Below are 25,946 nucleotides of genomic sequence, written 5' to 3'. Positions count from 1 at the left end.
CGAAGGAGGTACCAGCGATGTCCGAGGACCAGTGGGTGCTGCTGGTCGACCCGGCGTGGCACCCGGCGTCGACGACCGACGGCGCCGAGGTCCCGAGCCCGCCGCCGCAGGCCGTGGTCGGCGGCTGGCTCGCGCGCGAAGACGGGTCCGTCAGCCGCTTCGAGCCCAACCCGTCCTACGAACCCGCCGCGGAAGACTCCCCGACCGACCCGCTGGACGCCGTGCTCCGCCTGACCGCCCGCGGCGAAGCGGACTTCGACCAGTTGGCCACGGTCTTCCGCGAATCGGCCTTCGCGGTGGCCGTGGACACCGACGAATCCCCGCTGGTCGCGCCGTCGCCGGACAACATCCCGTGCCTGCTCGTCACGACGGCCCCGGCGCACCGCCGCCGAGTGCGCGCCGCCGGCTGGCGTCCGGCCGCTCCGGTCGACCTGCTCCGCTTGCTGAACGACTACGACGGCGTTGACTTGCTCCTCAACCCCGGATCCCCGGGGTGCCTGCGGCTGCTCGCCGACAGCGTCCGGGAGATCGGCGGCTGACAGCCGCCCGTTCCGGGCAATCAGTTCCGGTGAGAGCCGCGCAGGCCCCTTCGGCCCGGACCGGCACAGTTCGAGCGCACCTGCAGCGACGCCTTTGAATCCCAGGCCTCGGGGGTTCGAACAGGCGCGGCACCTGATGCACCGCTCTTGTGAGTTCGGAAACTGCATCACTCTGTCGTGCTCCCGCTCAGGCCCCGGTTTTTGTCGGTGGTGCGCGCGATGATGTCCGGGACAGCAGCCGGCTTGGGGAGGAACGGCGATGAGAGTGTTGATGAGCGGCGAGGCAAGAGTCGAGTACGGGCACCTCTATGTGAGGACCTGGCCGGACCTGCCTGATCTCGCGGAGTCTTTCGGCGGCCAGCGAAACGGGCTGTGCGGCGCCGCGGTGCCAGGCACGCTGTCGCTGGTCACCGGACTGGCCCATGGCTGCGTCGTCTTCCGGGTGGAACTGCACGACGAGGCCCCGCCGGTGGACGACGCGTGGGAAGACATCGTCGAGGCGTCCTTCCGGCCCAAGGGCGAAACCGCGCTGGTCGGCTTGGACGGCGAGGACCCGCGGCCGCTCGATCTCGACGTGGTCGACTACCGGGTCCGCTACAGCGGGAGCCGGATGGACGAGGCGCACCGGCTGGGCATCCCGGAGGGCGAGGAGTTCGAGCCGGACCGCTATCTGCTGCAGTTCTGGCCGGGCCCGCCGGAACCGGACCGGGTGGTCAAGCAGACCAGCGGGACCGCCGCTTACTGGCATAAAGTCGCCAGGGAAACGCCGCCGCCTCCGACTCCGGAGGAGAAAGCCGAAGCGCGGCGCCTCGTCCAGCAGGAACGAGAACGAGCCGCCGTGGAAGCGCGCCGCCAAGCCGAGATACAAGAGTGGGGCGGAAGCCTGCCTGTCGAACGGCTGCGTCAATTGGGGGGCCACGCACTGAGCGTGGCGAAGCTGGACCGCCCGCTGGTCGACGCTCTCGCGGAGACAGACCCGGAGGTCCAGCGGCAGGTCGCCCGGTGGACAGTCAGGCGCGCGTACGCGGAGGCCCACCTGACCGAGGTCGACTGGATAGCCCCCGCGCTCGCGGCGATGGAACAGGGCGGCCCGTTGCCGCCTCCCTTCGACGACGACCGGCGCGCGTGGAACCTTCTGCTCACCGACGAACGGGTTCCGCGCACGACGGCCACCTCGCCGGACGGACGGAGCGACAACTGCCTGCAGCAAGCGATGGCTTTCCCGGCGATGTTCTCCGCTCGGGAACCGGACCCGCTCGCCGCCGCCTTCGAGGCACTCTGGTCAGCCTCGGTGGCCTTCGGCTACGGGCGACACGGCGTGCTGTTCGCCGAGCTGAGGCAAGCGTTTCCGGCGCTCGCTGGAGAGGGGTGAACGGTCTGCCAGACGTCAGCTGAGTGCTGGTCATGCACGCTGAGCGGCCGTCGCTCTAGCGGGAAAGCGTTCGGCCGCAACCGAATCGGTGCTGCGGCGCGTTCGGCTCAAAGTGGAACTGCCCGGGCTGGCTCGGGTCGGCCGGGGCCAACCGGTGGAGGAGCGCGGGGCGAGCCGAAGCCGGTTCACCGCCCTGTGCCGCGACCTGGTTCTAGCGACGTGGTTCTAGCACGCCAACCACGCACCCGTCGGCATCCGGCCAGCCGGAGCGCCCCGGCTCACAACGGCGTCGACCGGGCCGGCGAAGCGCTGGCTGTCCACCGAGAGCCAGAAATTGTGAGTCGCGGGGCAAGGCGCACTGAGACCAGTCCACCGCCCCGGACCGGCGGCCCGGCCTTCCCGCACGCCCACCACGCACCCGTCCGCATCGAGCCAACCGGACCACCCCAGCTCACAACGGCACCGACCGCACCGGAGAAGCCCCAGCCTGGCTGTCCACCGACAGCCAGTCATTCCGAGTCGCATGCAACGCGAGCTGAAACCGGTTCGCCGCCCCGGTACGGGCCATCAGGTTCTCCAGATACCGGAACATCGTCCGCCTGCTCACGCCGAGCACCCGGGCCACCTGGTCGTCGGTCAGTCCCGCGGCGAGCAATGCGAGGAGCCGTCGTTCGCTGGGGCGGATCTCGGGGCCTGAGGTGTCGTCGGCGAGGCCGAGGGGCAGCGCGACCTGCCAGCACATGTCGAACAGCCCGGCGAGCGCGTCGAACAGGCCGCACGAGCGGATGAGCAGCACGGTGCGGTCCGCGCCGGACAGGGCTGCGCAGTCGTCGACGATCAGGAGCTTCACCGGGACCTCGGGCAGCACCCGGGCCTCCTCCCCGCGTTTGCCGCAGGGCAGGATGTTCTCCGCGACGTACTCGGGGCGTTCCAGTGCGAGCCGCCCGTAGACGGCGCGATAGCGGACGCCGCGCGCCAGGTTGTCGAGTTCGATCTCGTTGGCGTCCGCGTCGGCGTAGTACGGCGGCGAGTCCAGGCCGCGGACCTCCGTCCGCGCCGCCCGCTCCAGTTGCTGCACCCGTTCGGCGGCAGCGGTTCCGCTGACCACCTCGATCATCGGGTCGGCGTCGTAGCGCGCCGAATGTCTGCGGTACTCCTCGTACAGGCGCGTCATCGCCGCGCGCGCTCCGGCCAGTTCGGCCTCGCGTTGCCTGCTCAGGACCTCCAGCACCGGTTCCGGACGCAGCGCGGACATCGGCGAACCGGGTCCGTCGACCGGGCCGGCCAGTCCGATCCCGGCGAGCAGCGCCAGGACGCGGCGCACCTCGCCGGGGTCGCGGCCGGTCTCGCGCGCTAGCCGATCAGGCGGAACCGGTCCCGACGAAAGTAGGTCGAGATAGATTTCTGCTTCGTCCGCTTTGAGCCCGAGCGTCAGGAGATGGCCGATTGCTTCGGGAACCATTCGGAGGCACCTCCACCGGGCTGGCCGACACCATTGCGCCACTGGCACCAGCGCGTCACCGCCAGGGCTGAACGAACTGTAGACAACTGGGCACCGAATGGCCCGACGCCGTTCGCAGGAAATTCCCTGGGAGGGATCGTGTCCCGTTCAGCCCGAAGAATCCTTGCCATGGCCGGTTTCGCGGCCTTGGCCCTGACCGCCCCGGCCCTGCCCGCCGTGGCCGCGCCCGCCGCGGCGCATCCGACCGCCCGCGTCTGCGCCGAGAAGGCCAAGCCCGGCATGGTCACGTGTTTCGCCGAGCGCCAGACCGACACCATGCGCGCGCTGCTCTCCCCCGGCGTGCTGCCCAGCGGGTTCGGCCCCGCGGACCTGCGCTCCGCCTACAACCTCACCGCCGCGGGCAGCGCCTCGGCGACGGTGGCGATCGTCGACTCCAACGACGACCCCAACGCTGAATCGGACCTCGCGAGCTACCGCTCCACCTACGGGCTCCCGCCCTGCACCACCGCGAACGGCTGTTTCAAAAAAGTGAACGAAAACGGGCAAACCAGTCCGCTTCCGTCCGCCGATTCCGGCTGGGCGGGCGAAATCTCGCTCGACGTCGACATGGTTTCGGCGATCTGCCCGAATTGCCACATTCTGCTCGTCGAAGCGAATCAGCCGAGCATGGCCGATCTCGGCACCGCGGTGAACACTGCTGTGTCGATGGGCGCGAAGTACGTCTCCAACAGCTACGGCGGCGGCGAGGACGGTTCCGAACCCTCCTCCGACTCGAGCTACTTCCACCACCCCGGGGTCGCGATCACCGCGAGCACCGGCGACAGCGGCTACGGCATCAGCTACCCGGCCTCTTCGCAGTACGTGACCGCGGTCGGCGGCACCTCGCTGTCCCGCAACAGCAGCGCGCGCGGCTGGGGCGAAACCGCGTGGAGCGGCGCGGGCAGCGGCTGCTCGGGCTACGTGGCCAAGCCCGCGTTCCAGAACGTGACGACCGCCTGCGGCAAGCGCGCGGTCGCCGACGTCTCGGCCGTGGCCGACCCGCAGACCGGCGTCGCGGTGTACCAGACCTACGGCGGCAGCGGCTGGGCCGTGTACGGCGGCACCAGCGCGTCCGCCCCGATCATCGCGTCGGTCTACGCCCTCGCCGGCACGCCCGGCGCGTCCGACACTCCCGCCGCCTACCCGTACTCGCACACCGGCAACCTCAACGACGTGACCTCCGGCAGCAACGGCAGCTGCTCGTCCTCGGTGCAGTGCAACGCCGGCCCGGGCTGGGACGGCCCGACCGGTCTCGGCACCCCCAACGGCACCGCGGCGTTCACCGCGGGCGCTCCTAGCGGCGGCGTCACGGCGAACAACCCGGGCAGCCAGAACGGCGTCGTCGGCACCGCGGCGAACCTGCAGCTGTCGGCGTCCGGCGGCAGCGGCGGATACACCTGGACGGCCACCGGCCTGCCCGCCGGATTGTCGATCAGCTCCGGCGGCCTGATCTCCGGCACGCCGACCACCGCGGGCACGTACTCGGTGACCGCGACCGCCAAGGACTCCTCCGGCGCCACCGGTTCCACCACGTTCAGCTGGACGATCGCCCCGACCGGCGGCGGCGCCTGCTCCGGCCAGAAGCTGGGCAACCCCGGTTTCGAGAACGGCACCAGCCCGTGGACCGCGTCCAGCGGGGTCGTCAGCACGTCGTCCAACGGCGAACCCCCGCACAGCGGCACCTACCTCGCCTACCTCGACGGCTACGGCAGCGCGCACACCGACACGGTCTCGCAGTCGGTGACCATCCCCTCGGGCTGCCACGCCACGCTCAGCTACTACCTGCACGTCGACACCGCCGAGACGACCACCTCGACGGCGTACGACAAGCTGACCGTCAAGGCTGGTTCGACCACGCTCGCCACGTACTCGAACCTGAACCAGGCGAACGGATACCAGCTGCGCACGGTTGACATGTCGGCGTACGCCGGCCAGACGGTGACGCTCACCTTCACCGGCACCGAAGACTCGAGCCTGCAGACGTCTTTCTGCCTCGACGACACGGCGCTGACCGTGAGCTGAGTTCGAACCGACCGAGTTCCCAGGAACGGCCGTCCCGTGCGCGGGGCGGCCTTTCCGTTCTGGTCCTGCCGAAGGCAGCGCCCGCGGAAGCGGGTACGAACGGGCAACCCGGAAGTCCTCAGCGCAACCGGGTTCCTGGAGGCACGTCAGTGCGTATGACGAGATCGGACATGACGGAGACGCGATGCCTTACTCGGTGTACCTGGTGGCACCAGCGGTGGTCGGCGGAGTGATCGCGGCTGCCGCGGTTCTCTCGATGACTCGCCGCCGCATGAGCAGCCGTAATGCGAAGCTGGCCGCCGCAGCCGCCGGCACGGCATGGGCGCTGGGGTGGTACTTCACCGCGCTGATGGCATTGTTCGGCGTCGTCGTCGCTGCCGCGGCCTACGGCTCGGCGCGCTTCTTCATCCGCTTCGACCAGGCCATGGTCGCCGCCCTCGGCGCATACGTCGTGTTCATGGCCGGTGCCGGTTACGTGCTCTACGTCGGCCTCGACGCCATGGGCTGACCTTCCTGTTGCGCGCACACCTCAGCCAAGGTCGGCAAGGAGGGATGCGCCCCGTGCCGCGTCACGACGACCGCGGCCACTTTCGCCGCGAACCCGCACGCCGCAACGACATCGGCGGTGATCGGATCGCCGGGAAGCTCCGCGAGCCGGGCAGCGAGCGCTCCGACGAACGAATCTCCGGCAGCAGTGGTGTCCACCGCCCGGACGGCGACTGCCGGGACATGCGCGGACGACGACGCGTCGAGGACCGCGCATCCCTCGGCTCCCAGCGTCACGATCACCCACCGGCAGCCCGCCGCGAACAGGTCGGCGCTGCCGCGGCGCAAACCGTTGCCGTCGAAGGGATCCTGGCCGGTGAGCTGCCGGAACTCGATTTCGTTCGACACCACCACGTCGCTGAACGGCAGCAGCTTTCCGGCCGCGTCGGCGGCGGGCGCGGTGTTGAGCACGGTCAGCACCCCGCGTTCGCGAGCGGCCGCGAAAGCGCGCTCCGTCGCGTCTGCCGCTGCTTCCAATTGGCCTGCTACTACCCGAAGGCTCGGCAATGCGCCGATCGCCGTTTCGGCTGCCGCGGCGGGGATGTCGGCGTTCGCCCCGGCAACGACGACGATCGAGTTGACGCCCTCCGCGTCGACGGTGATCGCGGCTCGGCCGGTGGGCAGTGCCGATCGCCGCACGTGGGTGACGTCCGCGCCCTCGGCGGCGAGAGCGTTCAGGTACTCGTCGCCGTCCTCGTCCTGGCCGACGCAGCCGATCACGGCCACGTCCGCGCCGAGCCGGGCGGCGGCGACCGCTTGGTTGCCGCCTTTTCCGCCCAGTTCCCGGCTCGTCGAGAACCCCATGAGGGTCTCCCCCGGCTCGGGAATCCGCGGCGCTTGGACGATGTGGTCGACATTGAGCGAGGCGACGACAGCTACGGCCTGGCTCATGCGGTCAGCCAGTGCGCCGGGACGTCCCGCATCAGCCGGGCCACGGCGTCGGCCGGGACGCCTTCTGCTTCGAGCAGATCGGCGAAAATCGTCGGCACGAACACCAGCCCGTTCCCGCCGTTGCCGGTCCACATCTGCTTCAGGAACAGGTCGTGCGACAACATGATCTGCTCCCCGAAGCCCTCGTGCACCCATCGCGCCACGGCGTGCGCGGTCTGGGACACCGTCGGCGCCACGCCTTCGCCGGGGAACGAGATGTCGAGGCCGATCATGTCGAACTCCAGCAGCACGCCGCGTTCGAGAAGCTCGCGCTGGTAGCCGGGATCGCCGCCGGACGGATCGCTGTGCGCCAGCGCGACTTTGCCCGGAAGCGCACCGCATTCGTCCAGCACCAGGTCGAGCACCTCATGCCCGCGGCGTTGCCAGCCCGGCATGTGGATGTTGAGCCCGACGTTCGGCCGGTCCGCCTGCGCGAGTGCCGCGGCGCGCAGCGAAGCCCGTTCCCCTTCGGTGAAAAACGGCGAGACGCCGACCTCGCCGATGACGCCGGCCCGGATGCCCGTTTCGCCGACGCCCTGGTCCAGTTCCGCGAGAATGCGCGAGGTTTGCGCTTCGACGGCGACCGCGGTGATGCGCTCGCCCTCGAACTTCTCCAGGTACGCACCGGTGCCCATGATGACGGTGACTCCGGTCGCCTCGGCCACTGCCGCCAGCGCTCGCGGGTCCCGGCCGATCGCCGCGCTGCCGGTCGCGTCGACCACCGTGCCGCCGCCTGCCGCGGCGAACGCGGCCACCTCGCGCACGACGCTCGCGTGGTCCTTCGCCGCCACGTTGTCGGCGCAGCAATAGGGATCCTGGCGAAGCAGGAACTGCCAGCCGGGCCCCACTTCCGCTTCGACGAGCCGGCGGGTGGAGGCGTAGGAGGGTTCGGCGACCGCGGAGGACAGGTCGTTGAAGAGGTGTTCGTGCGGCAGCACCAGCCCGAGGCCCGCCGCGTCGACCGGACCGAGGACCCCGCGCACCTCAGCCACGACGCACCTCGGCTGGCTGGGCGAGAACCGCCGGTTCGGCCGTGTGCCGGGACGGGATCATCGCGATCGCCGCGGCCGCCAGCGCCACGAGCGCGCCGAGGACGGTGACCAGGTGCAGGCTGGAACCCGCCGCGGGAGCGACGACTTCGAGCAGCAGCGACCCGATGAGCTGGCCGGCCGTGGAAGCCAGCCCCAGCAGCAGGAGCCCCAAACCGCGCACCAGCAAGGCCATCAGCGCGATCGACAACAGGCCGAGCGGCCCGCCGAAGTACATCCACCACGTGCCCGGCAACGCGAAGTGCGCGCCGGCGGCCGCCATCCGCACCGCGTACACGAGGCCGAGCGCCACGAAGCCGATGAGGAAGTTCCAGGTGATGGAGATGAACATCGAGCCGGACAGCAGGCCGATCTCGGAGTTGCCCGCGGGCTGCCAGCCGGCGAGCAGGCCGCCCACGAACGGCATGATCGCCAGCGCGATCATGTGCGGGGCCGACCAGTTCGGGGACACGACCAGCACCGTGGCGCAGATCGCGAGGATCGCCCCGGCGACCCGCGGCGCGCTCATCGCCTGCTTGAACGGGACGCCGATGCCGAGCCGGTCGCACACCACGCCGGAGATGACCATGCCGGAGATCAGCGAGGTCTGGAAGATCGCCACCCCGAGGAAGCCCACCGTCACGCCTTCGGAGAGCACGATCACCGCGCCGCACAGGCCCGCGAAGAAGTTCCACCGCGGGATCTCGCCGCGCACCAGCTGACCCGGCAGGCGGAAGAACGCGGTGCGCGTGCGGGCGCGCGCCAGCACGATGATCAGCATCAGCACGAGTCCGGTGCCGAAGGACACCAGCGCGGCGGCGTGCCCGTCGCCGAGCTCGGTGCCGAGATGCCCGTTGACCAGCGACTGCAACGGTCCGAGCATTCCGGCGAAGACGGTCGCGATCGTCAGCACGACGACCGAGGTCGCGCGGCGGGTGGGTGACGTACTCATCGAATCCTCCTTGATCCCGAGTGCGCGCGGCTCAGATTTCGCGGCCGGCGAGCCAGGTCAGCGCCTGGGCGAAGAGCTTGCGGTAGCCCTCCCAGCTCATGAACTCCTCCGGAGCCCAGTGCGGGGAGACGTCCGAGGTGAACGCGAGGGTGCGGCCCTCGCCGAACTGGCGCGCGGCCAGCATGACGTCGCCCTCGACGGTGGCGAGCAGTTCGGCGTCCGGCTTCAGCGTGGTGTGCTGGTAGCCCAGCAGGATCGGCCATTCCCGGTCGAGACCGGCGACCACCGGGTGGCCGGACTGCACGACCTGGGCACGGACGCCCTCCGGGGTCTCGACGCGGTCGTCGAACGGGTCGATGTCGACCGGGAGGATCTCCTCGATCGGCGTGCGGTGGTAGTTGGCCTTGCCCTCGAAGCCCTGGAAGCTCAGGTAGCCGCCGGCCATCATCAGGCCGCCGCCGCCGCGGACCCACTCGCGCAGCAGCTTGAGCCGGTTGGGCGCCGGGCGGCCGCGGGTGAACGTGTCCGGGTGCAGCAGCAGCGTGTTGGAGCCGACGTCGGAGAGCAGCACGACGTCGTAGGCCGCGAGTTCCTCCAGCGTCTGCGGGAACTTCTCGGCCACGTCGTGCGAACGCAGGTGAGTCACCTCGACCCCTTCCGCCGCCAGCGCCGCCAGCAGCCGCTCGCACCCGATCTCCACCTGCGTGTGCGCGAACGGGTCGTATCCCTTGTGGTCGATCGTCGCACTGACCCACGACTCCCCGGCTAGCAGGACCTTGACCATCGACGACTCCTTCGGGCGAAAGCTTTAGCGTGTGTTGCGCAACATAGCGCAACATCGCCAATATAGGATGCGGTTGCAGTCGCCGTCAACGCTCGAACGGGGAGGAGCCGGATGTCGCTGGCGAAGGTGGCCCGAGAAGCCGGAGTGGCCGTGTCGACGGTGTCGAGGTACGTCCGGGGCGAACTCAACGTCGCCTCCGAGACGGCCCGGCGCATCGACGCCGCGCTGTCCGCCGAAGGGCATCCGCCCGTGCCGAAACAAGTGACCGGGCTCAGCCTCGGCCTGGTGGTCCCGTCGCTGGACAACCCGTACTTCTCCGCGCTGGCGGACGCGGTGGCCGACGCCGCCGCCACAGACGGCATCGACGTCTTCACCGCCCTCACCGGATCGTCGCCTTCGCGGGAGCGCGCCAGCGTCGAGCGCCTGATGCGGGTGCCGGACGTGGGCGGGCTGATCTACCTGGGGATGAACAGCACCAACGAAGCCTTCGCGAACCGGCTGGCCGGCGACTTCCCGGTGGTCTTCCTCGACGAGTACGTGGAGGCCGCCGGGCCGCGGATCGCGCACATCACCGCGAACAGTTTCGGCGGCGCCTACCAGGCGACCACCCACCTGATCTCCCAGGGCCACCGGCGCATCGCCCACGTCGGCGGCCCGGCCGGGCTGCGGACGGCCGATCAGCGCGAGGCCGGGTACCGCGCGGCGCTGAAAGCGCACGGGATCGAGGCGGACGAAGCGATGATCGTGCGCGGCGCGTTCAGTTCGGCGTTCGGCATGAACTTCTTCGCGCACATGGCGCGGGCGGGCGCGGAGCCGACCGCCGTGTTCACCGCCAGCGACATCGCCGCCGTCGGCCTGCTCGAAGCGGCCCGCCGCGCGGGGGTCTCGGTGCCGGGAGACCTGTCGGTGATCGGCTGCGACGGGATCACCCTCGGCGAATGGACCTCGCCGCGCCTGACCACCGTTGCGCAACCGACCGAGCAGATGGCCCGCAAAGCGGTCGACGAGATCACCCGTCTCGCGGCCGGGGACAGCCCCGCGGACCACGTGCTCTCCATGCAGCTCGTCGTCCGCGAATCGACCCGGGAGCACTCCGCATGACCGACGAAGCCCTTGAGCTGCTGCGCGATCTGGTGCGCCAGGACACCACCTCCGGCGACAACGCCGCGCAGGCATCCGCCCAGGAGCTGGCTGTCTCCTACGCCACCGCCGCGGCGGGCGTACGCGTGCTGCAACGCTCCGCCACCGGGCGGCCATGGGTGCTGCTCGGCACCGGTTCGGGCAGCGGGGCGCTGTTCGTGTGCCACATCGACACCGTTCCGGTCGGCTCCCCCGACCTCTGGGAACGCGCCCCGTTCTCCGCGGACACCGACGAGGAGTGCCTGCACGGCCGGGGCAGCGTCGACATGAAGGGCGGGCTGGTCGCCGCGCTGGCGGCGTTGCGCAACGCCGCGGAAGCCGGCACCGACGCGCAGGTCCTCATCACCAGCGACGAGGAGATCGGCTGTCGCGGCGCGGCGGAGGCCGCGGGCTCGCTGGAGCTGACGCCGCGGATCGTCGTAGTGCCGGAGGCGACGCAGAACCGCGTTTCGCTCGGGCATCGCGGCGCCACGTGGCTGCGCCTCGCCGCGACGGGCAAGGCGGCCCACGGGTCCACGCCGCACCTCGGGCGCAACGCGATCCAGCTGCTCGCCGAACGGGCCCTCGGCCTGCTCGGCTCCTTTCCGCTGTCCACTGAGGACTATCTCGGCGAGGAAACCGTCAACGTCGGCACGTTCGAGGGCGGGACCGCGACGAATATCGTTCCCGCGTCAGCGGTTCTGACGCTGGATGTGCGCACTGTCGACGGTGGAGCGCCCGCGATCGCCTGGGCTTCGTCACTCGATCCGGCGATCAGTGCGGAGGTGGATCTCGATCTGCCCGCCGTGCGGACGCCGGGCTTGCCGGACGCGCTGGCCGGCCACGCCACCGCGCCAGCCGCCACCTACTTCACCGACGCCTCGGCCTTGGCCGGGTCGGTCTCCGGAGCCCCGATCGTGATCTGGGGTCCGGGGGATCCGCGCGAGATGCACGCGGCGGACGAGAAGCTGGAACTAGAGTCTTGGCGGGCGGCGTTGCGCAACTATCGCGAACTGGTGCTGTCCGCCGCGCGCTAACCCGACCTCGGTCCACTGTGGACTGACGTCCGGCAAGCGGTCGGCGCTGTACACACTGGCGGCGAGAGGAACGCACTGCGCCATTCTGATCCACTGCGGCGTCTGCTATTCCGGCGGACCTTCGACAAGCGCTACCCTCTGCCGAGCGCACCGGAAACGACCGCACCCGACCAGGATCCGCGATTGCGAGCCGCATGGACGCCGACGAAAGCGGGGCACCCCTCTCCGAGCAGTCCACGGCCGGAGTGCCGATTCCCTGGCGACCGCGTTGACACCGGCCCGCGAGCGCGGCAGCCGCGCTCGGCAGGACGACGTTCCCGAACTCCCCGACGGGCGGCCCAGCCCGTGACACCGCGCGCTTCTCCGGGCGATTATCGCGCATCCGCAACTATTGTCAACGCATGTAACCTGCTGAAGCAACCCAGCCGTGAGCAGAACCCCGACAGTGCGAGAGAGAAGAAACCCCATGTCGCTCACCCACATCCTCCCCGGACGGCTCGGGTTCGGGACCGCTCCGCTCGGGAACATGTTCCGCGCCATTCCCGAGGACGAGGCCCTCGCGACCGTCGCGGCCGCCTGGGAGCAGGGCATCCGCTTCTACGACACCGCGCCGTACTACGGGGCCGGGCTGGCGGAATCGCGGCTCGGCCAGGTGCTGGCGGGCGAACCGCGCGATTCCTACGTCCTGTCGACGAAGGTCGGCCGCGTCGTTCTCGACGAGCGCAGGGAAGCGGCGCCCGATTTCGGCGAGAAGGGCGGCCTGTTCGAGCACGGCAACCCCAACAAGATCCTCCACGAGTGGACCGCCGACGCGACCGAACGCTCCATTGAGGACAGTCTGAAACGGCTCGGCACCGACCGGCTCGACATCGTCTGGGTGCACGACATCGCGCAGGACTTCCACGGCGACCGCTGGCTGCAGAAGTTCGAAGAGGCCCGCACCGGAGCCTTCCGCGTGCTTTCGCGGCTGCGCGGCGAGGGCGTCATCAAGGCGTGGGGCCTGGGCGTCAACAAGACCGAGCCGATCGAGCTGACCCTCGACCTCGACGAGCCGCAGCCGGACGGCTTCCTGCTCGCCGGGCGCTACACGCTTCTCGACCACGGGCACGCCCTCCAGCGATTGCTCCCGATGGCGCAGGAGCACAACGTCAGCATGGTGATCGGCGGCCCGTACAGCTCCGGCGTCCTGGCCGGCGGGACCCACTTCGAATACCGGCAGGCCCCGCCGGAAATCCTCGACCGCGTGGAGCGGCTCAGGGAGCTCGCGGCGCGGCACGGCATCAGCGTCAAGGCCGCCGCGCTGCAGTTCTCGCTCGCCCACCCGGTGGCCGCCGCCGCGATTCCCGGGGCTACCCGGCCCAGCCGGATCGCCGAGGACACCGCCGCGCTGGCCGAGCGCGTCCCGGCCGGGTTCTGGCACGACCTGCGCGCCGCCGGTCTCGTCCATCCCGCCGCTCCCCTGCCCGGCAACGCCTGAAACAGGGGCTTCCAGTGCCGTCAGCCGCTCCGTGCCCGCGTCGCCCAGCAGGCCTGGGACCTCGTCGGCGGATTCGGCTCCCTTCCCGGCTGAGCGGCTGGCGAGCTTCAGCGACACCGAACGCCACTACGCCTACGCGATCCTCGAAGCGTCGTTCCCGGTCACCGGCAGCTACCGCGACGGCCTCGACGCCCTGTACAAGACGCTGACGGCCTGACCTCACGACCGCACAGCGTCCACTGTGGACGCCCGGGTCTCGGTGTCCTCCATGCGCCCGCGAGTCTCCGGACTGACGGCGGTCGCGACGAGGAACACCGCGACCGTCGCGCCGAGGAAGAGCACCAGCCTGCCGGGCACCGCGTCGAGGCCGGGGCTGGCCAGGTTCACGAACGTCGGCATCAGGCCGCCGATCATGAACCCGAGGTTCCAGCACACCGCGGTGCCCCTGGCGCGCAGCGCGGTCGGATAGCGCTCGTTGAGAAAAACCAGCACCGGGGCGTAGGCGGCGTTGGCGAAGAACGCGAGCAACGTCGCGTACACCCCGATGAGGCCCGAATCCGCCGGGTCGGCGTGCGAGACGAGCCACGTCAGCAGCGGCAGGGCAATGAGGTTCACCGTGCCCATGATCAGCATCATGCGGCGGCGGCCGAAGCGTTCGCTCAGGTGCCCGGCCAGCACCGCGGCGACGATCACGCCGAGGCTGGCCACGAGCAGGATCACGCCTTGGGCGGTGCCGTGCACCCCGGTCACGCTGCCGAGCAGGGTCGGCAGGTAGCCCGACGTGAGGTAGTACTGCGATCCGGCCCCGGCGACGAGCACGATGTTCAGCGCGAACACCTTGCCGCGCCCGCCGCGCACCAGGTCGCTGATGCGCGCTTTCGCGGGCGGGCCGGCCGCGCGGGCGGCCCGCCACAGCGGCGATTCCTCGACGCCGCGGAGCACGAAATAGCTGAGTACCGCGGCGAGCAGACCGGCGAAGAACATCACCCGCCAGCCCCAGGCCTCGAACCGCGGTCCGGGAAACATCGCGCTGACCCCGATGTAGAGACCGCTCGCCATCGCCGCGCCGAGGCCCGCTCCCCCGGCTCCGACGAGCCCGGACATCAGGCCGCGCCACCGCGGCGGCACGCTTTCCGTGCCCAGCGTGTGCGTCGCGGCCACGACGCCGCCGACGAAAATCCCTTGCACCAGACGCAAAGCCAGGAACAGCACGGGCGCGAAGACCCCGACCGCCGCGTACGTCGGCACCGCGCCCATCGCCGCGGTCGACAAACCGACTCCGGCGAGCACGATCACCATCGTCTTCTTGCGTCCGGCGCGATCGCTGACCGCGCCGAAGATCGCCGCGCCCGCGGGCCGCAGCAGCACGCTCACCGCGAAGGACGCGTACACCGCGGCCAGGCTCAGCGTCGGGCTGTGCCCGGGAAAGATCAGCCTGCCGACCGTGCCGGCGATGTAGAGCAGGATGAACAGGTCGAAGAGATCGAACGCCCATCCGGCGACCGAGGACACCGCGGCGTAGATCGTGGCGCGGCGAGACTGGTGTTCGTACATACCCACCTCCTTGTGGAGCACAAACGTGGCAAACCTGGGGAGCGTTCAGCGACGCCGGAACGCGAGCCGGATCCGGTCGAGCAGCGTGCCGAACATGAGCTTCACCGCGCTGGGCGCTTTGACCGGGCCTTCCGGCGCGCGTCCGGACTGTGCGGCCTCGGCGACCGCGCCGGCGAACTGCTCGAACATGCGCCGGCTGATGTCGCCCGCGAGCGCCCGGCCGAACTGCGCGATGCGCCCGGTCAGATACACCTTCGCGTCGGCGTGCAGAACGGTGCCGTCGCCGGAAGCTTCGGTGCGCAGTTCGATGTCGGCCTGCGTCTGCGCGCCGCCGGTGTCCTGGCCTTGGGCGAGCACGCGCATCCGGCCCGCCTCGCGATCGTGTTCGAGGATCTTGGCGACGCCGTTGAACGCCAGTTTGACCGGGCCGACCGACACCCGCGCGCGGCCGGAGTACAGGTTGTCGCCGAGTTCGCCGGTCAGCTCGGCTCCGGGCAGGCACCGGGCCAGCAACTGGATGTCGTCGAACACCGTCCACACGCGACTGTCCTCGACGGCGATCCCGGTGGCGATCCGCACCGCGACGGTCGGAGCCCCGTCCGGCAGCACGATCTCCGTCGCGACCGGTTCCTCCTCCGCCTCCGGCAACGCACCGGCGGCTTGCCCGGCCGAGCGGCCCGCCAGCGCGCGCCGTCCGCAGTTGCCCGGCGCGGGGATGCCTTCCGGGAACTCCTCCTGCGTCTCGCGAACGGCCGTGACGATGTTCCGGTATCCGGTGCAGCGGCAGATCACCCCGGACAGTTCCGCGGGCAGTTCTTCCGCCGCCACCTCGGGTTTCGCGGCGAGCAGGTCGTAGGAGCTCATCAGGAACCCCGGCGTGCAGAAGCCGCACTGCAGCGCGTGATTGCGGCCGAAGGAACGCTGCAGCGGATGCAGGTCGCCGGGTTTGCCGAGCCCTTCGACCGTCGTGATCTCGGCCCCGTCGAGCTGGATCGCGAACAGCAGGCACGCCCGAGCGGCCTCGCCGTCGACCAGCACCGTGCACATCCCGCACACCCCGTGCTCGCAACCGACGTGGGTGCCGGTGAGGCCGAGGTGATCGCGCAGCGCGTCGGAGAGCGTGACTCGCGCGGGCAGCCGCAGCGTCGTCTCGGTGCCGTTCACCGTGAAGGACACCTCGACCAGCTCGCCGGGCTCCGCGCGCACCGGACGCGGCTGTCGTTCCGCTGTCGTCATGCGCTTGCCTTTCTTGTCGCAGCAGCGATTTCGCGTTCGGCCAGCACACGGAACAGCCGACGCCGGTAGTCGCGGGACGCGTGGACGTCCCCGTCGGTGTCGACCATCTCGGCGAGCAGATCGGGGGTGATCTCGTCGAGTCCGGCGGTGCGGGTGACCGGACGGTCGGAGATGCCGAAGCCGGTGAGCGCGACGCGTCCCTCCCGGACGTGCACGGCGACCCCGGCGAGCGCGAAATCGCCATGCCTGCGCGCGATCTCCCCGAATCCGTAGCCGTCACCCTTGCCTGCCAACGGGAACCGGACGGCGGTGAGCACCTCGTCGGGACCGAGTTCGGTCATCATCGCCCCGGCGAAGAAGTCCCGCGCGGCCACCGATCGCGAGCCAGCCGGGCCCGTGAGCGTGAGGCGCGCGTCGAGGCAGCACGCCACCGCGGGCAGTTCGGCGGCCGGGTCGGCGTGCGCGAGGCTGCCGCACACCGTGCCGCGGCTGCGCAGTTCCCGGTGCCCGACCCACGGCAGCGCGAGTCCCAGCAGCGGGACCTCGCGGCTCACCGCGTCGCGTTCGACCGCCCGTTGCCGGACGGTGGCTCCGATCTCGGCGAACCCGTCTCCGCGCCGGATCTCCCGCAGCGACGCGATGCCGTTGATGTCCACCAGCACCTCGGGGCGGGCCAGCCGCATCGCCAGCACCGGCACCAGCGACTGGCCGCCCGAGATCACCTTGCCGCCCCCGCCGGAACGGGCGAGTTCCGCGACCGCCTCGTCCACAGTGGAGGGACGAGCGTAGGCGAACGGCGCAGCCTTCACGGGAGGATCACCGACCTTGGAACTTGGGCTTGCGCTTGTCGGCGAACGCCGCGACGCCCTCGGCGAAATCGTTGCTGGAGCGCAGCATCGCGTACGCCTTGCGCTCCAGTTCGATGCCCGAGTACAGCGGCGCGTCGACGCCCTTGTCCAGCACCTCCTTGGCGGTGCGGGCGGCCAGCGGCGAATAGCCGAGCAGCACGCCGACGATCCGCTCGACCTCCGCGTCGAGGGCGGCGCGGTCGGGCACCACGTTCGCGACCAGGCCCCAGTCCCCCGCCTGCTGCGCCTTGATCCGGCTGGCGGTCATGATGTGGTACTTCGCCCGCGAAAGCCCGATCAGCCGGGCCAGCCGCTGCGTGCCGCCGGAACCGGGGATCATGCCGAGCCGCATCTCCGGCAGCGCGAACTCGCTGCGTTCGGTGCAGACCCGGATGTCGGTGGACAGCGCGAGTTCGAGGCCGACGCCGAAGCAGTAGCCGTCCACCGCGCAGATCACCGGCTTCGGGCTGCGCGAGGCGGCGGTGACGTTGTGGCCGAGGTCGGTGAACGCGACCGGTTCGACCTCCATGAAGCCGGCGATGTCGCCGCCCGAGGAGAAATGCTCGCCCTCGGCCCGCACGACGACCGCCTGGATGTCGTCGTCGGCGTCGATCTCGGCGAAGCGGTCGGCCATGACCTGCCGCGTCTCCCACGTGATGATGTTGAACTTGCCGTGGTCGAGCGTGAGGTAGGCGACGCGGCCCTCATGTCCGCGGTGCAGCCGGATCTCGCCTCCGGTGAGTGCCATGGTCAGTTGTTCCCTTCCTTGGTTGCCGCGCTGCGTTCGAGCAGCTCGTGCACGACGTTGCCGTGCAGGGGCAGGCTTGTGATCGCGACGCCTTCGGCCGACAGCGCGTCGGCGACGGCGTTCGCGATGGCGACGGGCAGGCTCATGCAGCTGCCCTCGCCGCAGCCCTTCGCGCCGAGTTTCGTGAGCGGCGAGGGGGTTTGCAGGTGGTCGCTGTCGAGCTCGTAGGCCGTTTCCGCCGTCGTGGGGCAGAGATAGTCCATGAACGTCGCGGTCGGCTGGCCGTTTTCGGTGTAGCGCATCTCCTCGTAGAGCGCGCCGCCCAGCGCGTGCGCGAGTGCGCCGTGCACTTGGCCTTCCAGCAGCACCGGATTGAGGATGGTTCCGGCGTCGTGCACGCTGTACACCTGCTCCAGCCGGACCTCGCGGGTCTCGCGATCGATGCGCACCACGACCAGTTCCGCGACGAATCCGTAGCAGAGGCTGGAGTTGATCTGATCGCTGCGGCTCGGCGCTTTCGACTGCGGCGGGGTGAACGCCGCTTCCTCGTAGAGCCGCGCGGACACGCCGTCGGGCAGCGAGCCGGGGTCCCAGTGCACGAGCCCGGCCGCGTGCCGGAACGACACCGAGTGCTCCGGGTTTCCCGTCTCCCGCACCAAGCCGCCGGACAGTTCGACGCCCGCCGGGTCGACGCCGAGCAGCGTCGCACCCGCGACCTTGACCGTCGCGGCGATCCGTTCGCTCGCCTCGACCAGCGCGCTGGTCAGCAGCGGAGCGAACCGGGACGAGTAGCTGCCGGTGCTGATCGTCCACGGCGTCGTGGCGGTGTCCATCTCGACTACCGGCCGCACCTGTTCGCGCGGCAGGCCGAGCTGATCGGCCACAACGGACTGTGCGACGGTCGCGTGGCCCTGCCCCTGCGGCACCGTGCCCAGCAGCACCGAAACGAGGCCGTTGGGGTCGACGCTGATCCGCACGTGCTCGGTCGAACCGGACTTCCCCCGGCCCGCGGCCCGCTGTTCGGCGGGCGTGGCGAGGCCGACGTAGCCGATGTTCGTGGCCGACGGGTCGACGATCGTCGCGACGCCGATGCCGAGGTATTCGCCGCGCTCGCGGGCTTCGGCCTGCCGCCGCCGCAACGCCTGGTAGTCGCTGTTCTTGACGAGCAGGTCGAGCGCCCCGTGGTAGTCGCCGGAGTCGTAAATGCCGCCGGTCGGGGTGGCGTAAGGGAAATCGCCGACGAAGTTGCGGCGGCGGAGTTCGATCGGATCGAGACCGCCAGTCCGCGCGATCTCGTCCATCAGGCGTTCGAGGCCGAAGTAGAGCTGCTGGCCGCCGAAACCGCGGTTGAGGCCGGTCGGCGTCTTGTTCGTGACGACCGCGCGCGAGCGGATCCGCACCGCGTCGATCCGGTAGGCGCCGGTGATGTTGCCGAAGCACCGGTAGAGCGTGCTCGGCTCGGGCGGGCGCAGGTAGCCGCCGACGTTGTCGACCAGGTCCGCACGCAGGCCGGCGACCCGGCCGTCCGCGCCGATCGCGGCCTCGAACCGCATTTTCCGGTCGGACCCCGCCGAACTGGCCAGCAGGTGTTCGACGCGGTCCTCGGTCCAGCGCACCGGCCGTCCGGCGTGTTTGCTGGCGAGCGCCATCAACGCGACGTACGGGTAGATCGCGGCTTTGATGCCGAAGCTGCCGCCGATGTCGGCGGGCACGCGCAGCCGGATCCGCGACGCGGGCACGCCGAACGCCCCGGCGAGCACCGCGACCATGGAGAACGGACCGTGGAAGTTCGCCCACGCCTCGACGGCGGGCCCGTCCGCTTCGTCGCGCCACTCCACGACCACCGAACCGCACTCCATCGGCGTGGACGAGTAGCGCGGGAAGTCGTACTCCCGCGCGACAACGCGATCGGCCGCGGCGAAAACCGCGTCCACGTCGCCGAAATCGAAGGTGCGGTCGGTGGCGACGTTGCTCTCCGCCGTGTCGTGCAGCAGCGGCGCGTCCGGAGCGAGCGCGTCCTCGATGTCGATCACCGGCGGCAGCGGCTCGTAGTCGACCTGGACGAGTTCGGCCGCGTCCTCGGCGGCGTACCGGTCGGCCGCGACGACCACCGCGACCGGTTCCCCGACGAACCGGGCCTTGTCCACCGCGGTCGGGTAATACGGCATCGGCGTCTTCACCGCGAGCGGGAACGGATTGAGCCCGGCGGCCACCTCCTCGGGCCCGAGCACCGCGGCGACGCCCGGATGGCGGCGTGCGCGCTCGAGGTCGACCCGGCGGATCCGCGCGTGCGGATGCGGGCTGCGGACGATCGCCGCGGTCAGCGTCCCGGCGAACGGGTCGAGGTCGTCGAGGAACCGGCCGCGGCCGGTGAGCAGCGCCGGATCCTCGATCCGCGCGCACATCCGGTCCGTCACGGCGCCTCCTGCACATCGGGTGCGGCGAGTTCGCGGCGCAGGATCTTGCCCACGCCGGACTTCGGGATCTCCGGCACCGCGACGACGCGCTTGGGCCGTTTGAGCGAGGGCAGGCCGGACTCGTCGCGGGCGAACCGGGCGACCGCCGCGACGGCCTCGTCCGGCGTGATCCCGTGCTCCGGCACCACGAACGCGGTGACCGCCTGGCCCCACCGGTCGTCCGCGGTGCCGGTGACGACCACCTCGCGCACCGCCGGGCACGCGGCGAGCGCGTTCTCGATCTCCTCGGGGTAGAGGTTCTCGCCGCCCGAGTTGATCATGTCGTCGATCCGGCCGGACACCCACAGGTCGCCCTCGTCGTCGGCGACGGCGAGATCGCCCGGGAAGTACCAGCCGCCGCGGATCGCCTTCGCGTCCGCGTCGGGACGGCGCCAGTACCCGGCGAACGCCTCCGGGCTCGCCATCGACACCGCGATCTGCCCCTGCTCCCCCGGTCCGACCAGGTCGTGCGGGCTCGCGTCCGGCTCCGGCCGCACCAGCCGGACCCGGGAGAAGACCCCGGCACGCCCGGCACAACCCGGTTTGGCCGCCGAGTCCGGGCCGATGGAGAAGGTGTAGATCTCTGTGCTGCCGTAGTGATTCACGAACGACTGCGGCGACAGCGCGTCCTGCAGCTGTCCGGCCAGCGAGGTCGTCATCGCCGCTCCCGCGTACCCGATCTTGCGCACCGAGGCGGCTTCCCCGAGGCGACCGGTGCGCAGGAGCGACCAATAGATCGTGGGGACGAGGAAGAGACTGGAGATTTTCTCGCGCTGGACGAGTTCGAGCGTCTCCTCGGCGTCGAACCGGACCTGCGGCACCCAGGTGCCCGCGGTGAGCACTGTGGACAGAAGCGTCCGCATGCCCATGGTGTGGAACAACGGCATCACGCCGAGCGTCGCGTCGAAATAGGACTGTCCAGTTTGGATGATGTGCGCGAGCGCGGAATAATGCTCGGCCGCGTGACTGCGGGGCACGCCTTTCGGTTTCCCCGTGGTGCCAGAGGTGTAGAGCATGACGCTGATGTCGTCGTCGCGCACCGGCACGAGCGGAGCCGGACCACCTCGTCCGGCGCGGTGGTCGAGCTCGTCGGCGGAAACGCCGGCAACCCCGTCCAGCGCCTCGGCCGCCAACTCGGCGTTCTCCTCGTCGTAAACCACCAGTGCCGGCTCCGCGTCCGCCACGCAGTACGCGAGCTCCGGCGCCGCGAACCGGAACGACAGCGGAACCGAAACCGCGCCGATCTTCTGTACCGCCAAGTGCGCGCTCGCCAGCGGCAGCCCGCCGGCGAGCACGAGCACGACGCGGTCGCCCGCGCGCACTCCCAGTTCGCCGAACGCCCTCGCCAGCCGGCTCGTCCGGTCGTCCCATTCGGCGTAGGTGAGCGGACGCGCGCCGCCCACCGCCCGCCGGGACGGATAGCGCTCGGCCGTCCACCGCATCGCCGTGCCCAGGTCCATCAGTGCTCCGTTGCCGCAGTCCGGGGCGGAAGATCTCCGCAATGATCTGTTTCAGACCATCTGTTTCAGACGGTCAGGACCGTACGGTAGCCTTCGGGGCATGTCAAGCGTGCGGTTGTCCACGACCTCGTACGTCGTGCTGGGCATGATCGCGCTGCGCGGCGCGTCGACCCCCTACGACCTCAAGCGCGCGGTCGGCCGGTCGATCGGCTATTTCTGGACGTTCCCGCACGCGCAGCTGTATTCGGAGCCGAAACGGCTGGAGGACGCGGGCCTGCTCGACGTGCACGAGGAACAGCACGGACGCAGGCGCAAGCTGTACACGATCACCGAAGAGGGATCGGCCGCGCTCCGCGGCTGGCTGGCCGAACCGGTGCACGAGCATTTCGAACTGCGAGACGTCGCGGAGATCAAGCTGTTCTTCAACGAACTGGGCGAACTGCCCGACGTCGCACGCCTGGCAGCGAGCCAAATCGAGCAGCACGAACGCCGCATCGCCGAATACCAGGACATGAAAGACCGCTTCGGCGAGGTCCACGACGTGGCGAACCGCATGGTCACCCTGGAACTGGGGCTGGGCATGGAGCACGCCGCGCTGGAATTCTGGCAGCGCGTGGCGGGCCAGGTCGAACGCGGCGAATTCCCCGCTGCGGCAAGGCAGCCCGCAAACCGGTAGCGAACACCCTCGCGAAACCGTGCGCGATGCCGCCGCCGGACGGCGAGCGGCCCGGCGCGTCCGCCCGGCGCGGCGGACGGCGCACAGGGCCGGAATCCTCCGCCACTAGAGCCTTGTTGCTCTGGCCACGTTGGACGGCCGGTTCTAACGTCGCGGTTCGTGCAGTCCTCCGGACGGAGAGGCGCGGACTGTGGTGATCGAGCAGGAGCTGGCCAGGATCTACGAGGCGATCCGGGCCCGTGCGCTGGCCGAGGGTTCCCCGGTGGCGCTGCGGCACGTGGTCCAGGTGTGCCAGGAGGTGCTGGCGGCCGACGGCGTCGGAGTGCGGCTGAAGGAGCGGTTCGGTCTCGGCGAGCCCGCCTACGCCACCGATCCGCGTGCCGAGCGCGTGCTAGAACTCCAGATCACCGTGGGAGAAGGTCCCGGGCTGACGGCGCTGCGGCGCCGGTTCGCGGTGCTGTCCGCGGAGCTGGACGAGCCGCGGCGGTTCCGGCAGTGGCCGCTGTTCGCGCCCGCCGTGGTCGAGGAGGGGCTGCGCGCGGTGTTCGCGTTCCCGCTCGCCACCGGGGCGGCGTCGCTGGGGGTGCTGGAGATCTACCGCGAGTCCCCGCATTCCCTGACCGACGGCGAACTGGACCTGGCGCTCACGATGGTCCAGGTCGTGACCGGCCACCTGCTCGCGAGGGTGGCCCTCACGGCGTCGGGCGAGGCGGAGGCGATCGTCGACGAGCGGCTCTACCGCCGCTGGCGCACCGTGCACTCCGCCACGGGAATGGCCGCGGCCCAGCTGGGCTGCCCGGTCGCGGAAGCCTCGCTGCGGTTGCGGGCCTACGCGTACGTCAGCGGCAGGCGGCTGTCCGAAGTGGCCGACGACGTGGTCGCGGGCGTACTGCGCCTGCCTCCTGACCATCCGTCGTGGCAGCACGACGACGACCGCGACAAAAACGACGCGGACGACCGCGGCGACGAAAGCCATGGCGGCGAAAGCGGGAGGCACCCGGAATGAACACGCTGAACGGCGAGTGGGCTTCGCTGCTGCTGGAGACGGCTCGGGCGGTGACCGGCCGGCGGACCGGACTCGACGCCGCGTATCTGCTCACCCGCGTCTGCACGCGCTTGCCCGGCGTGGACGCGGCGATCGTGCTGCTGCCTGACGACCGCGGCCGCGGCGTCGCCCTCGCCGGGACAGACTGGCCGCTGGCCGACGATTTCCTCGCTTTCCGCGCTGACGAGGACGTGTGCGCGACGCCCGGGGAAGCGACCGGTTACGCCGACCTCGTCGGTCAGGCCGCCCAGCGGCCGGGACTGGCGCGGCTCGCCGTCGAGCACGGCATCACCGCGGTGCAGACAGTCCCGATGGAGGCGTTCGACGCGCTCGTCGGCACCGTCGTGCTGGTCAGCCGCGCGCACCGGACGCTGTCCGCCGACGAGATCGCCGTCGTGCGAGGCTGCGCCGGGATCGCCGCGACGGTCCTGCTGGCCGACGCCGTCGCCGACGATCTGCCCTCCACCGCCGTGCGGCTGACCCGGCACACCGCGCAGCAGGACCAGATCGAGGTCTGGCAGGCCACCGGAATGCTCGCCGCCCGCCACGGCGTGGACCTCCCCTCGGCGGAGGCCATGCTGCGCGCGCACGCGCGGGACCTGGCCCAGCCGCTCGTGCGCAGCGCCGAGCACGCGGCGGACGGCGGCGCGGACGAGTTCGCCGGTCCCGGCCACGACACGCGGATCCTGGTGGTGGACCCGGACCGCTTCACCGTCAGCTGTTTGTCGGACGCGCTGCGCGCCGCCGGATTCGACGTCACCGCAACCGTTTCCGCGGCTGCGGTGCTGAACTCGCTCCCGCCGCCGCTGGCGATCATCGACCAGACCGCCGCGGGCGCGGGCGACCTGATCCGGGCCCTCGCCGAGGGACCGGGCACCCAGCTGATCGTGATTTCGCCGTCGGCGGTGCGGCAGAGTCCGCCGGCCGCCGCCCGGGTGCTGCCCAAACCGGTGCACCCGTCGCAGGTGCTGGCCATGGTCCGCGATCTGCACCCCGCGGCCGGGAGAGTCGCGTGACGAAACAGCGATTGGCCAGCGGATGCGAACGGCTGGACGCGATACTGGGCGGCGGGCTGATCGACCCGTCGATCACCCTGCTGGCGGGAGCTCCCGGGTCCGGCAAGACCGTGCTGGCCCAGCAGTACGCGTTCGCCAACGCCGACCCCGCCCGCCCGGTGGTCTACTTCAGCACCCTCACCGAACCGCTCACGAAGATCACCCAGTTCCTGGACGGCCTCGAGTTCTGCGCGCCGGACCGGATCGGGACGTCGGTGCTGTTCGAGGACCTCGGCGACGTGGTGACCGAGGGCGGGCTGAACGCCGGTCTCGCCCGGCTCACCGAGATCGCGACCCGCACCCGGTGCGGCATCCTGGTCGTGGACAGCATCAAAGCCCTGCGCTACGGCTCCCAGGACCAGGCCGCCTACACGCGCTTCCTCTACGAATTGGCCGGACGGCTCAGCGCGCTGGCGACCAGCACCCTGTGGCTGGCCGAATACGACAGCGCCGAACTCGCGTCGTCGGCCGAGTTCACCATCGCCGACGCCACCATCGCGCTGTCCACGCAGGCCAGCGGCCAGCGCACCAACCGCGCGCTGCAGGTGCTCAAGCTGCGCGGCAGCACCTTCCTGCCCGGCTGGCACACCTACCGCATTTCCGAGAACGGGCTGGACGCGTTCCCCCGGCTCAGCGATCCGGCCGTCGGCGAGGGCACGGTCGACCCGGCGGCCACCGCACGGGCGAGTTCGGGCATCCCCGGCCTCGACGCCATGCTGGGCGGCGGATTCTGGCCCGGTTCGAGCACCATCGTGGCCGGGCCGCCCGGCTCCGGGAAGACGGTCATCGGCCTGCACTTCGCCTACCACGGCGTGGAGCTGGGCCAGCACAGCACTTTCACGACGCTGCAGGAGAACTCGCTCCAGCTCAACCGGGCCGTCCGCAGCCTCGGCTGGGAACCGCGGTCCGACTCCGTCACGCTGCGCTGCGAATCCCCCAACGACATCTACATCGACCAGTGGTTCTACGACCTGCTGGACTCGCTGACCGCCAGCCGGACCCGCAGGCTGGTCATCGACAGCCTCACCGACCTCGCCGCGGCGTGCGACGACGACCAGCGGTTCAGCGAGTTCCTGCATTCGCTGCTGGGCCGCTGCGCCCAGGTGGGCATCACCACGCTGCTCACCTTGGAGATCCCGGACCTGTACGGGCAGGCGGGCCTGTCCGGCACCGGGATCTCGCACCTGTCCGACAACGTGATCCTCTTGCAGTACCAGCGCTCCGGGGCGCGCATCGACCGGGCGCTGACCGTGCTGAAGACCCGGGCCAGCACGAATCTCCCCTACACCACCGCGTTCGAGGTCACCGGCCGCGGGATCGTGATGGACGGGAAGCCGGATCGCGCGTGACGATTCACGCCTCAGGTTCGGTCTCGTCCAGGCGATCGCCCCCGGCGGAACCCGCCCGTCGATCTGGTCGATGTCCCGCAAGGAAAATCGCGGTGCCGGGGTGACCGCCCGCGCTCCGGAAGGATTCCGGTTCTGCTCGTCGGCGGAGCCCAGAGACAGACTCTTGTGCAATGGTTTCCGCGGATACGCCAACAGCGCCAGAATCATTTTCT

At 70.6% G+C, this 25,946-nt stretch carries 23 protein-coding genes; 12 read left to right on the top strand and 11 right to left on the bottom strand.

The genetic code is table 11. The annotated features are described in order from the left end of the window. The first annotated feature begins 17 nt into the window (after positions 1-17). Entirely contained in the window at positions 18-539 is a 522-nt protein-coding gene (locus H4281_RS42665) for a type VII secretion system-associated protein (protein WP_220508686.1), read from the top strand. Positions 540-798: 259 nt separating this feature from the next. Beyond that, positions 799-1,911, top strand: a complete 1,113-nt coding sequence (locus H4281_RS42660) for a hypothetical protein (RefSeq protein ID WP_182896535.1) — start codon at positions 799-801, stop codon at positions 1,909-1,911. A 451-nt stretch (positions 1,912-2,362) separates the two neighbouring features. Here the strand turns inward: H4281_RS42660 and H4281_RS42655 are convergent, their stop codons facing one another. Next, positions 2,363-3,373 carry a helix-turn-helix domain-containing protein gene (locus tag H4281_RS42655; RefSeq protein WP_182896534.1) on the bottom strand — a complete coding sequence of 337 codons (1,011 nt, stop codon included), beginning with the start codon at positions 3,371-3,373 and terminating at the stop codon, positions 2,363-2,365. Between the two features lie 168 nt (positions 3,374-3,541). Between H4281_RS42655 and H4281_RS42650 the strand changes: the two genes are divergently transcribed. Both H4281_RS42650 and H4281_RS42645 read left to right on the top strand, forming a co-directional pair. Beyond that, positions 3,542-5,434, top strand: a complete 1,893-nt coding sequence (locus tag H4281_RS42650; RefSeq protein WP_182896533.1) for a putative Ig domain-containing protein — start codon at positions 3,542-3,544, stop codon at positions 5,432-5,434. Between the two features lie 184 nt (positions 5,435-5,618). Beyond that, positions 5,619-5,942 carry a hypothetical protein gene (locus H4281_RS42645; protein WP_182896532.1) on the top strand — a complete coding sequence of 108 codons (324 nt, stop codon included), beginning with the start codon at positions 5,619-5,621 and terminating at the stop codon, positions 5,940-5,942. Here H4281_RS42645 and H4281_RS42640 read toward each other — a convergent pair. Genes H4281_RS42640 through H4281_RS42625 form a run of 4 tightly spaced genes read right to left on the bottom strand, consistent with a single transcriptional unit; the run spans position 5,915 to position 9,674 of the window. After that, positions 5,915-6,871: a ribokinase gene (locus tag H4281_RS42640; RefSeq protein WP_182896531.1), complete on the bottom strand. Its 957-nt coding sequence runs from the start codon at positions 6,869-6,871 to the stop codon at positions 5,915-5,917. The genes H4281_RS42645 and H4281_RS42640 overlap by 28 nt on opposite strands. Beyond that, positions 6,868-7,902: a phosphotriesterase family protein gene (locus H4281_RS42635; protein ID WP_182896530.1), complete on the bottom strand. Its 1,035-nt coding sequence runs from the start codon at positions 7,900-7,902 to the stop codon at positions 6,868-6,870. Before H4281_RS42635 ends, H4281_RS42640 begins: the two co-directional genes overlap by 4 nt. Next, on the bottom strand, positions 7,895-8,890 hold the full coding sequence (locus H4281_RS42630; protein WP_182896529.1) for a DMT family transporter: 996 nt from the start codon (positions 8,888-8,890) through the stop codon (positions 7,895-7,897). Before H4281_RS42630 ends, H4281_RS42635 begins: the two co-directional genes overlap by 8 nt. Before the next feature lie 31 nt (positions 8,891-8,921). Then, positions 8,922-9,674 (bottom strand): glutamine amidotransferase, encoded by a 753-nt coding sequence (locus H4281_RS42625; RefSeq protein ID WP_182896528.1) that lies wholly within the window; start codon positions 9,672-9,674, stop codon positions 8,922-8,924. Between the two features lie 111 nt (positions 9,675-9,785). Between H4281_RS42625 and H4281_RS42620 the strand changes: the two genes are divergently transcribed. The 4 genes from H4281_RS42620 (at position 9,786) to H4281_RS42605 (ending at position 13,524) form a co-directional block, all read left to right on the top strand. Beyond that, the gene (locus H4281_RS42620) at positions 9,786-10,775 is read left to right on the top strand and encodes a LacI family DNA-binding transcriptional regulator (protein WP_182896527.1); all 990 of its coding nucleotides are present in this window, start codon (positions 9,786-9,788) and stop codon (positions 10,773-10,775) included. Further along, positions 10,772-11,830, top strand: coding sequence for a M20 family metallopeptidase (locus tag H4281_RS42615; RefSeq protein ID WP_182896526.1), 1,059 nt, complete (start codon positions 10,772-10,774; stop codon positions 11,828-11,830). Before H4281_RS42620 ends, H4281_RS42615 begins: the two co-directional genes overlap by 4 nt. Positions 11,831-12,296: 466 nt before the next feature. Then, positions 12,297-13,307 (top strand): aldo/keto reductase, encoded by a 1,011-nt coding sequence (locus H4281_RS42610; protein WP_182896525.1) that lies wholly within the window; start codon positions 12,297-12,299, stop codon positions 13,305-13,307. Between the two features lie 31 nt (positions 13,308-13,338). Then, positions 13,339-13,524 (top strand): hypothetical protein, encoded by a 186-nt coding sequence (locus H4281_RS42605; RefSeq protein ID WP_182896524.1) that lies wholly within the window; start codon positions 13,339-13,341, stop codon positions 13,522-13,524. A gap of 2 nt (positions 13,525-13,526) precedes the next feature. Here the strand turns inward: H4281_RS42605 and H4281_RS42600 are convergent, their stop codons facing one another. Genes H4281_RS42600 through H4281_RS42575 form a run of 6 tightly spaced genes read right to left on the bottom strand, consistent with a single transcriptional unit; the run spans position 13,527 to position 21,609 of the window. Next, complete coding sequence (locus H4281_RS42600) at positions 13,527-14,861, bottom strand: MFS transporter (protein ID WP_182896523.1); 1,335 nt, start codon at positions 14,859-14,861, stop codon at positions 13,527-13,529. Between the two features lie 45 nt (positions 14,862-14,906). Then, positions 14,907-16,097, bottom strand: coding sequence for a xanthine dehydrogenase family Fe-S subunit (locus tag H4281_RS42595; RefSeq protein ID WP_182896522.1), 1,191 nt, complete (start codon positions 16,095-16,097; stop codon positions 14,907-14,909). After that, positions 16,094-16,906: an FAD binding domain-containing protein gene (locus tag H4281_RS42590; protein WP_182896521.1), complete on the bottom strand. Its 813-nt coding sequence runs from the start codon at positions 16,904-16,906 to the stop codon at positions 16,094-16,096. Before H4281_RS42590 ends, H4281_RS42595 begins: the two co-directional genes overlap by 4 nt. Before the next feature lie 7 nt (positions 16,907-16,913). Then, the gene (locus tag H4281_RS42585) at positions 16,914-17,693 is read right to left on the bottom strand and encodes an enoyl-CoA hydratase/isomerase family protein (protein WP_182896520.1); all 780 of its coding nucleotides are present in this window, start codon (positions 17,691-17,693) and stop codon (positions 16,914-16,916) included. Positions 17,694-17,695: 2 nt separating this feature from the next. Next, positions 17,696-20,110 carry a xanthine dehydrogenase family protein molybdopterin-binding subunit gene (locus H4281_RS42580; protein ID WP_237600591.1) on the bottom strand — a complete coding sequence of 805 codons (2,415 nt, stop codon included), beginning with the start codon at positions 20,108-20,110 and terminating at the stop codon, positions 17,696-17,698. Next, entirely contained in the window at positions 20,107-21,609 is a 1,503-nt protein-coding gene (locus tag H4281_RS42575; RefSeq protein ID WP_182896519.1) for a class I adenylate-forming enzyme family protein, read from the bottom strand. Before H4281_RS42575 ends, H4281_RS42580 begins: the two co-directional genes overlap by 4 nt. 100 nt (positions 21,610-21,709) lie before the next feature. On the opposite strand from H4281_RS42575, the gene H4281_RS42570 reads away from it, so the two are divergent. The 4 genes from H4281_RS42570 to H4281_RS42555 all read left to right on the top strand — a co-directional run bounded on the left by H4281_RS42570 (position 21,710) and on the right by H4281_RS42555 (position 25,734). Further along, on the top strand, positions 21,710-22,285 hold the full coding sequence (locus tag H4281_RS42570) for a PadR family transcriptional regulator (protein WP_182896518.1): 576 nt from the start codon (positions 21,710-21,712) through the stop codon (positions 22,283-22,285). Positions 22,286-22,475: 190 nt separating this feature from the next. Then, a complete protein-coding gene (locus tag H4281_RS42565) occupies positions 22,476-23,291 on the top strand; it encodes a GAF and ANTAR domain-containing protein (RefSeq protein WP_182896517.1) in 816 nt (271 codons plus the stop codon). Next, positions 23,288-24,346: an ANTAR domain-containing protein gene (locus H4281_RS42560; protein ID WP_182896516.1), complete on the top strand. Its 1,059-nt coding sequence runs from the start codon at positions 23,288-23,290 to the stop codon at positions 24,344-24,346. The genes H4281_RS42565 and H4281_RS42560 overlap by 4 nt, the downstream gene beginning before the upstream one ends. Beyond that, the gene (locus H4281_RS42555) at positions 24,343-25,734 is read left to right on the top strand and encodes a DUF7125 family protein (RefSeq protein WP_182896515.1); all 1,392 of its coding nucleotides are present in this window, start codon (positions 24,343-24,345) and stop codon (positions 25,732-25,734) included. The genes H4281_RS42560 and H4281_RS42555 overlap by 4 nt, the downstream gene beginning before the upstream one ends. Positions 25,735-25,946: the final 212 nt, after the last annotated feature.

Source organism: Amycolatopsis dendrobii (assembly GCF_014145675.1).
GTDB classification, from domain to species: Bacteria; Actinomycetota; Actinomycetes; order Mycobacteriales; family Pseudonocardiaceae; genus Amycolatopsis; species Amycolatopsis dendrobii.
This window is presented reverse-complemented; position numbering and strand designations above follow the sequence as displayed.

Bases quoted from the DNA above. Each gene is read 5' to 3' on its own strand.
- H4281_RS42665 (WP_220508686.1), top strand. From the start codon at position 18: ATGTCCGAGGACCAGTGGGTGCTGCTGGTCGACCCGGCGTGGCACCCG.
- H4281_RS42660 (WP_182896535.1), top strand. From the start codon at position 799: ATGAGAGTGTTGATGAGCGGCGAGGCAAGAGTCGAGTACGGGCACCTC.
- H4281_RS42655 (WP_182896534.1), bottom strand. From the start codon at position 3,373: ATGGTTCCCGAAGCAATCGGCCATCTCCTGACGCTCGGGCTCAAAGCG.
- H4281_RS42650 (WP_182896533.1), top strand. From the start codon at position 3,542: ATGGCCGGTTTCGCGGCCTTGGCCCTGACCGCCCCGGCCCTGCCCGCC.
- H4281_RS42645 (WP_182896532.1), top strand. From the start codon at position 5,619: ATGCCTTACTCGGTGTACCTGGTGGCACCAGCGGTGGTCGGCGGAGTG.
- H4281_RS42640 (WP_182896531.1), bottom strand. From the start codon at position 6,871: ATGAGCCAGGCCGTAGCTGTCGTCGCCTCGCTCAATGTCGACCACATC.
- H4281_RS42630 (WP_182896529.1), bottom strand. From the start codon at position 8,890: ATGAGTACGTCACCCACCCGCCGCGCGACCTCGGTCGTCGTGCTGACG.
- H4281_RS42625 (WP_182896528.1), bottom strand. From the start codon at position 9,674: ATGGTCAAGGTCCTGCTAGCCGGGGAGTCGTGGGTCAGTGCGACGATC.
- H4281_RS42620 (WP_182896527.1), top strand. From the start codon at position 9,786: ATGTCGCTGGCGAAGGTGGCCCGAGAAGCCGGAGTGGCCGTGTCGACG.
- H4281_RS42615 (WP_182896526.1), top strand. From the start codon at position 10,772: ATGACCGACGAAGCCCTTGAGCTGCTGCGCGATCTGGTGCGCCAGGAC.
- H4281_RS42610 (WP_182896525.1), top strand. From the start codon at position 12,297: ATGTCGCTCACCCACATCCTCCCCGGACGGCTCGGGTTCGGGACCGCT.
- H4281_RS42600 (WP_182896523.1), bottom strand. From the start codon at position 14,861: ATGTACGAACACCAGTCTCGCCGCGCCACGATCTACGCCGCGGTGTCC.
- H4281_RS42595 (WP_182896522.1), bottom strand. From the start codon at position 16,097: ATGACGACAGCGGAACGACAGCCGCGTCCGGTGCGCGCGGAGCCCGGC.
- H4281_RS42585 (WP_182896520.1), bottom strand. From the start codon at position 17,693: ATGGCACTCACCGGAGGCGAGATCCGGCTGCACCGCGGACATGAGGGC.
- H4281_RS42575 (WP_182896519.1), bottom strand. From the start codon at position 21,609: ATGGACCTGGGCACGGCGATGCGGTGGACGGCCGAGCGCTATCCGTCC.
- H4281_RS42570 (WP_182896518.1), top strand. From the start codon at position 21,710: ATGTCAAGCGTGCGGTTGTCCACGACCTCGTACGTCGTGCTGGGCATG.
- H4281_RS42560 (WP_182896516.1), top strand. From the start codon at position 23,288: ATGAACACGCTGAACGGCGAGTGGGCTTCGCTGCTGCTGGAGACGGCT.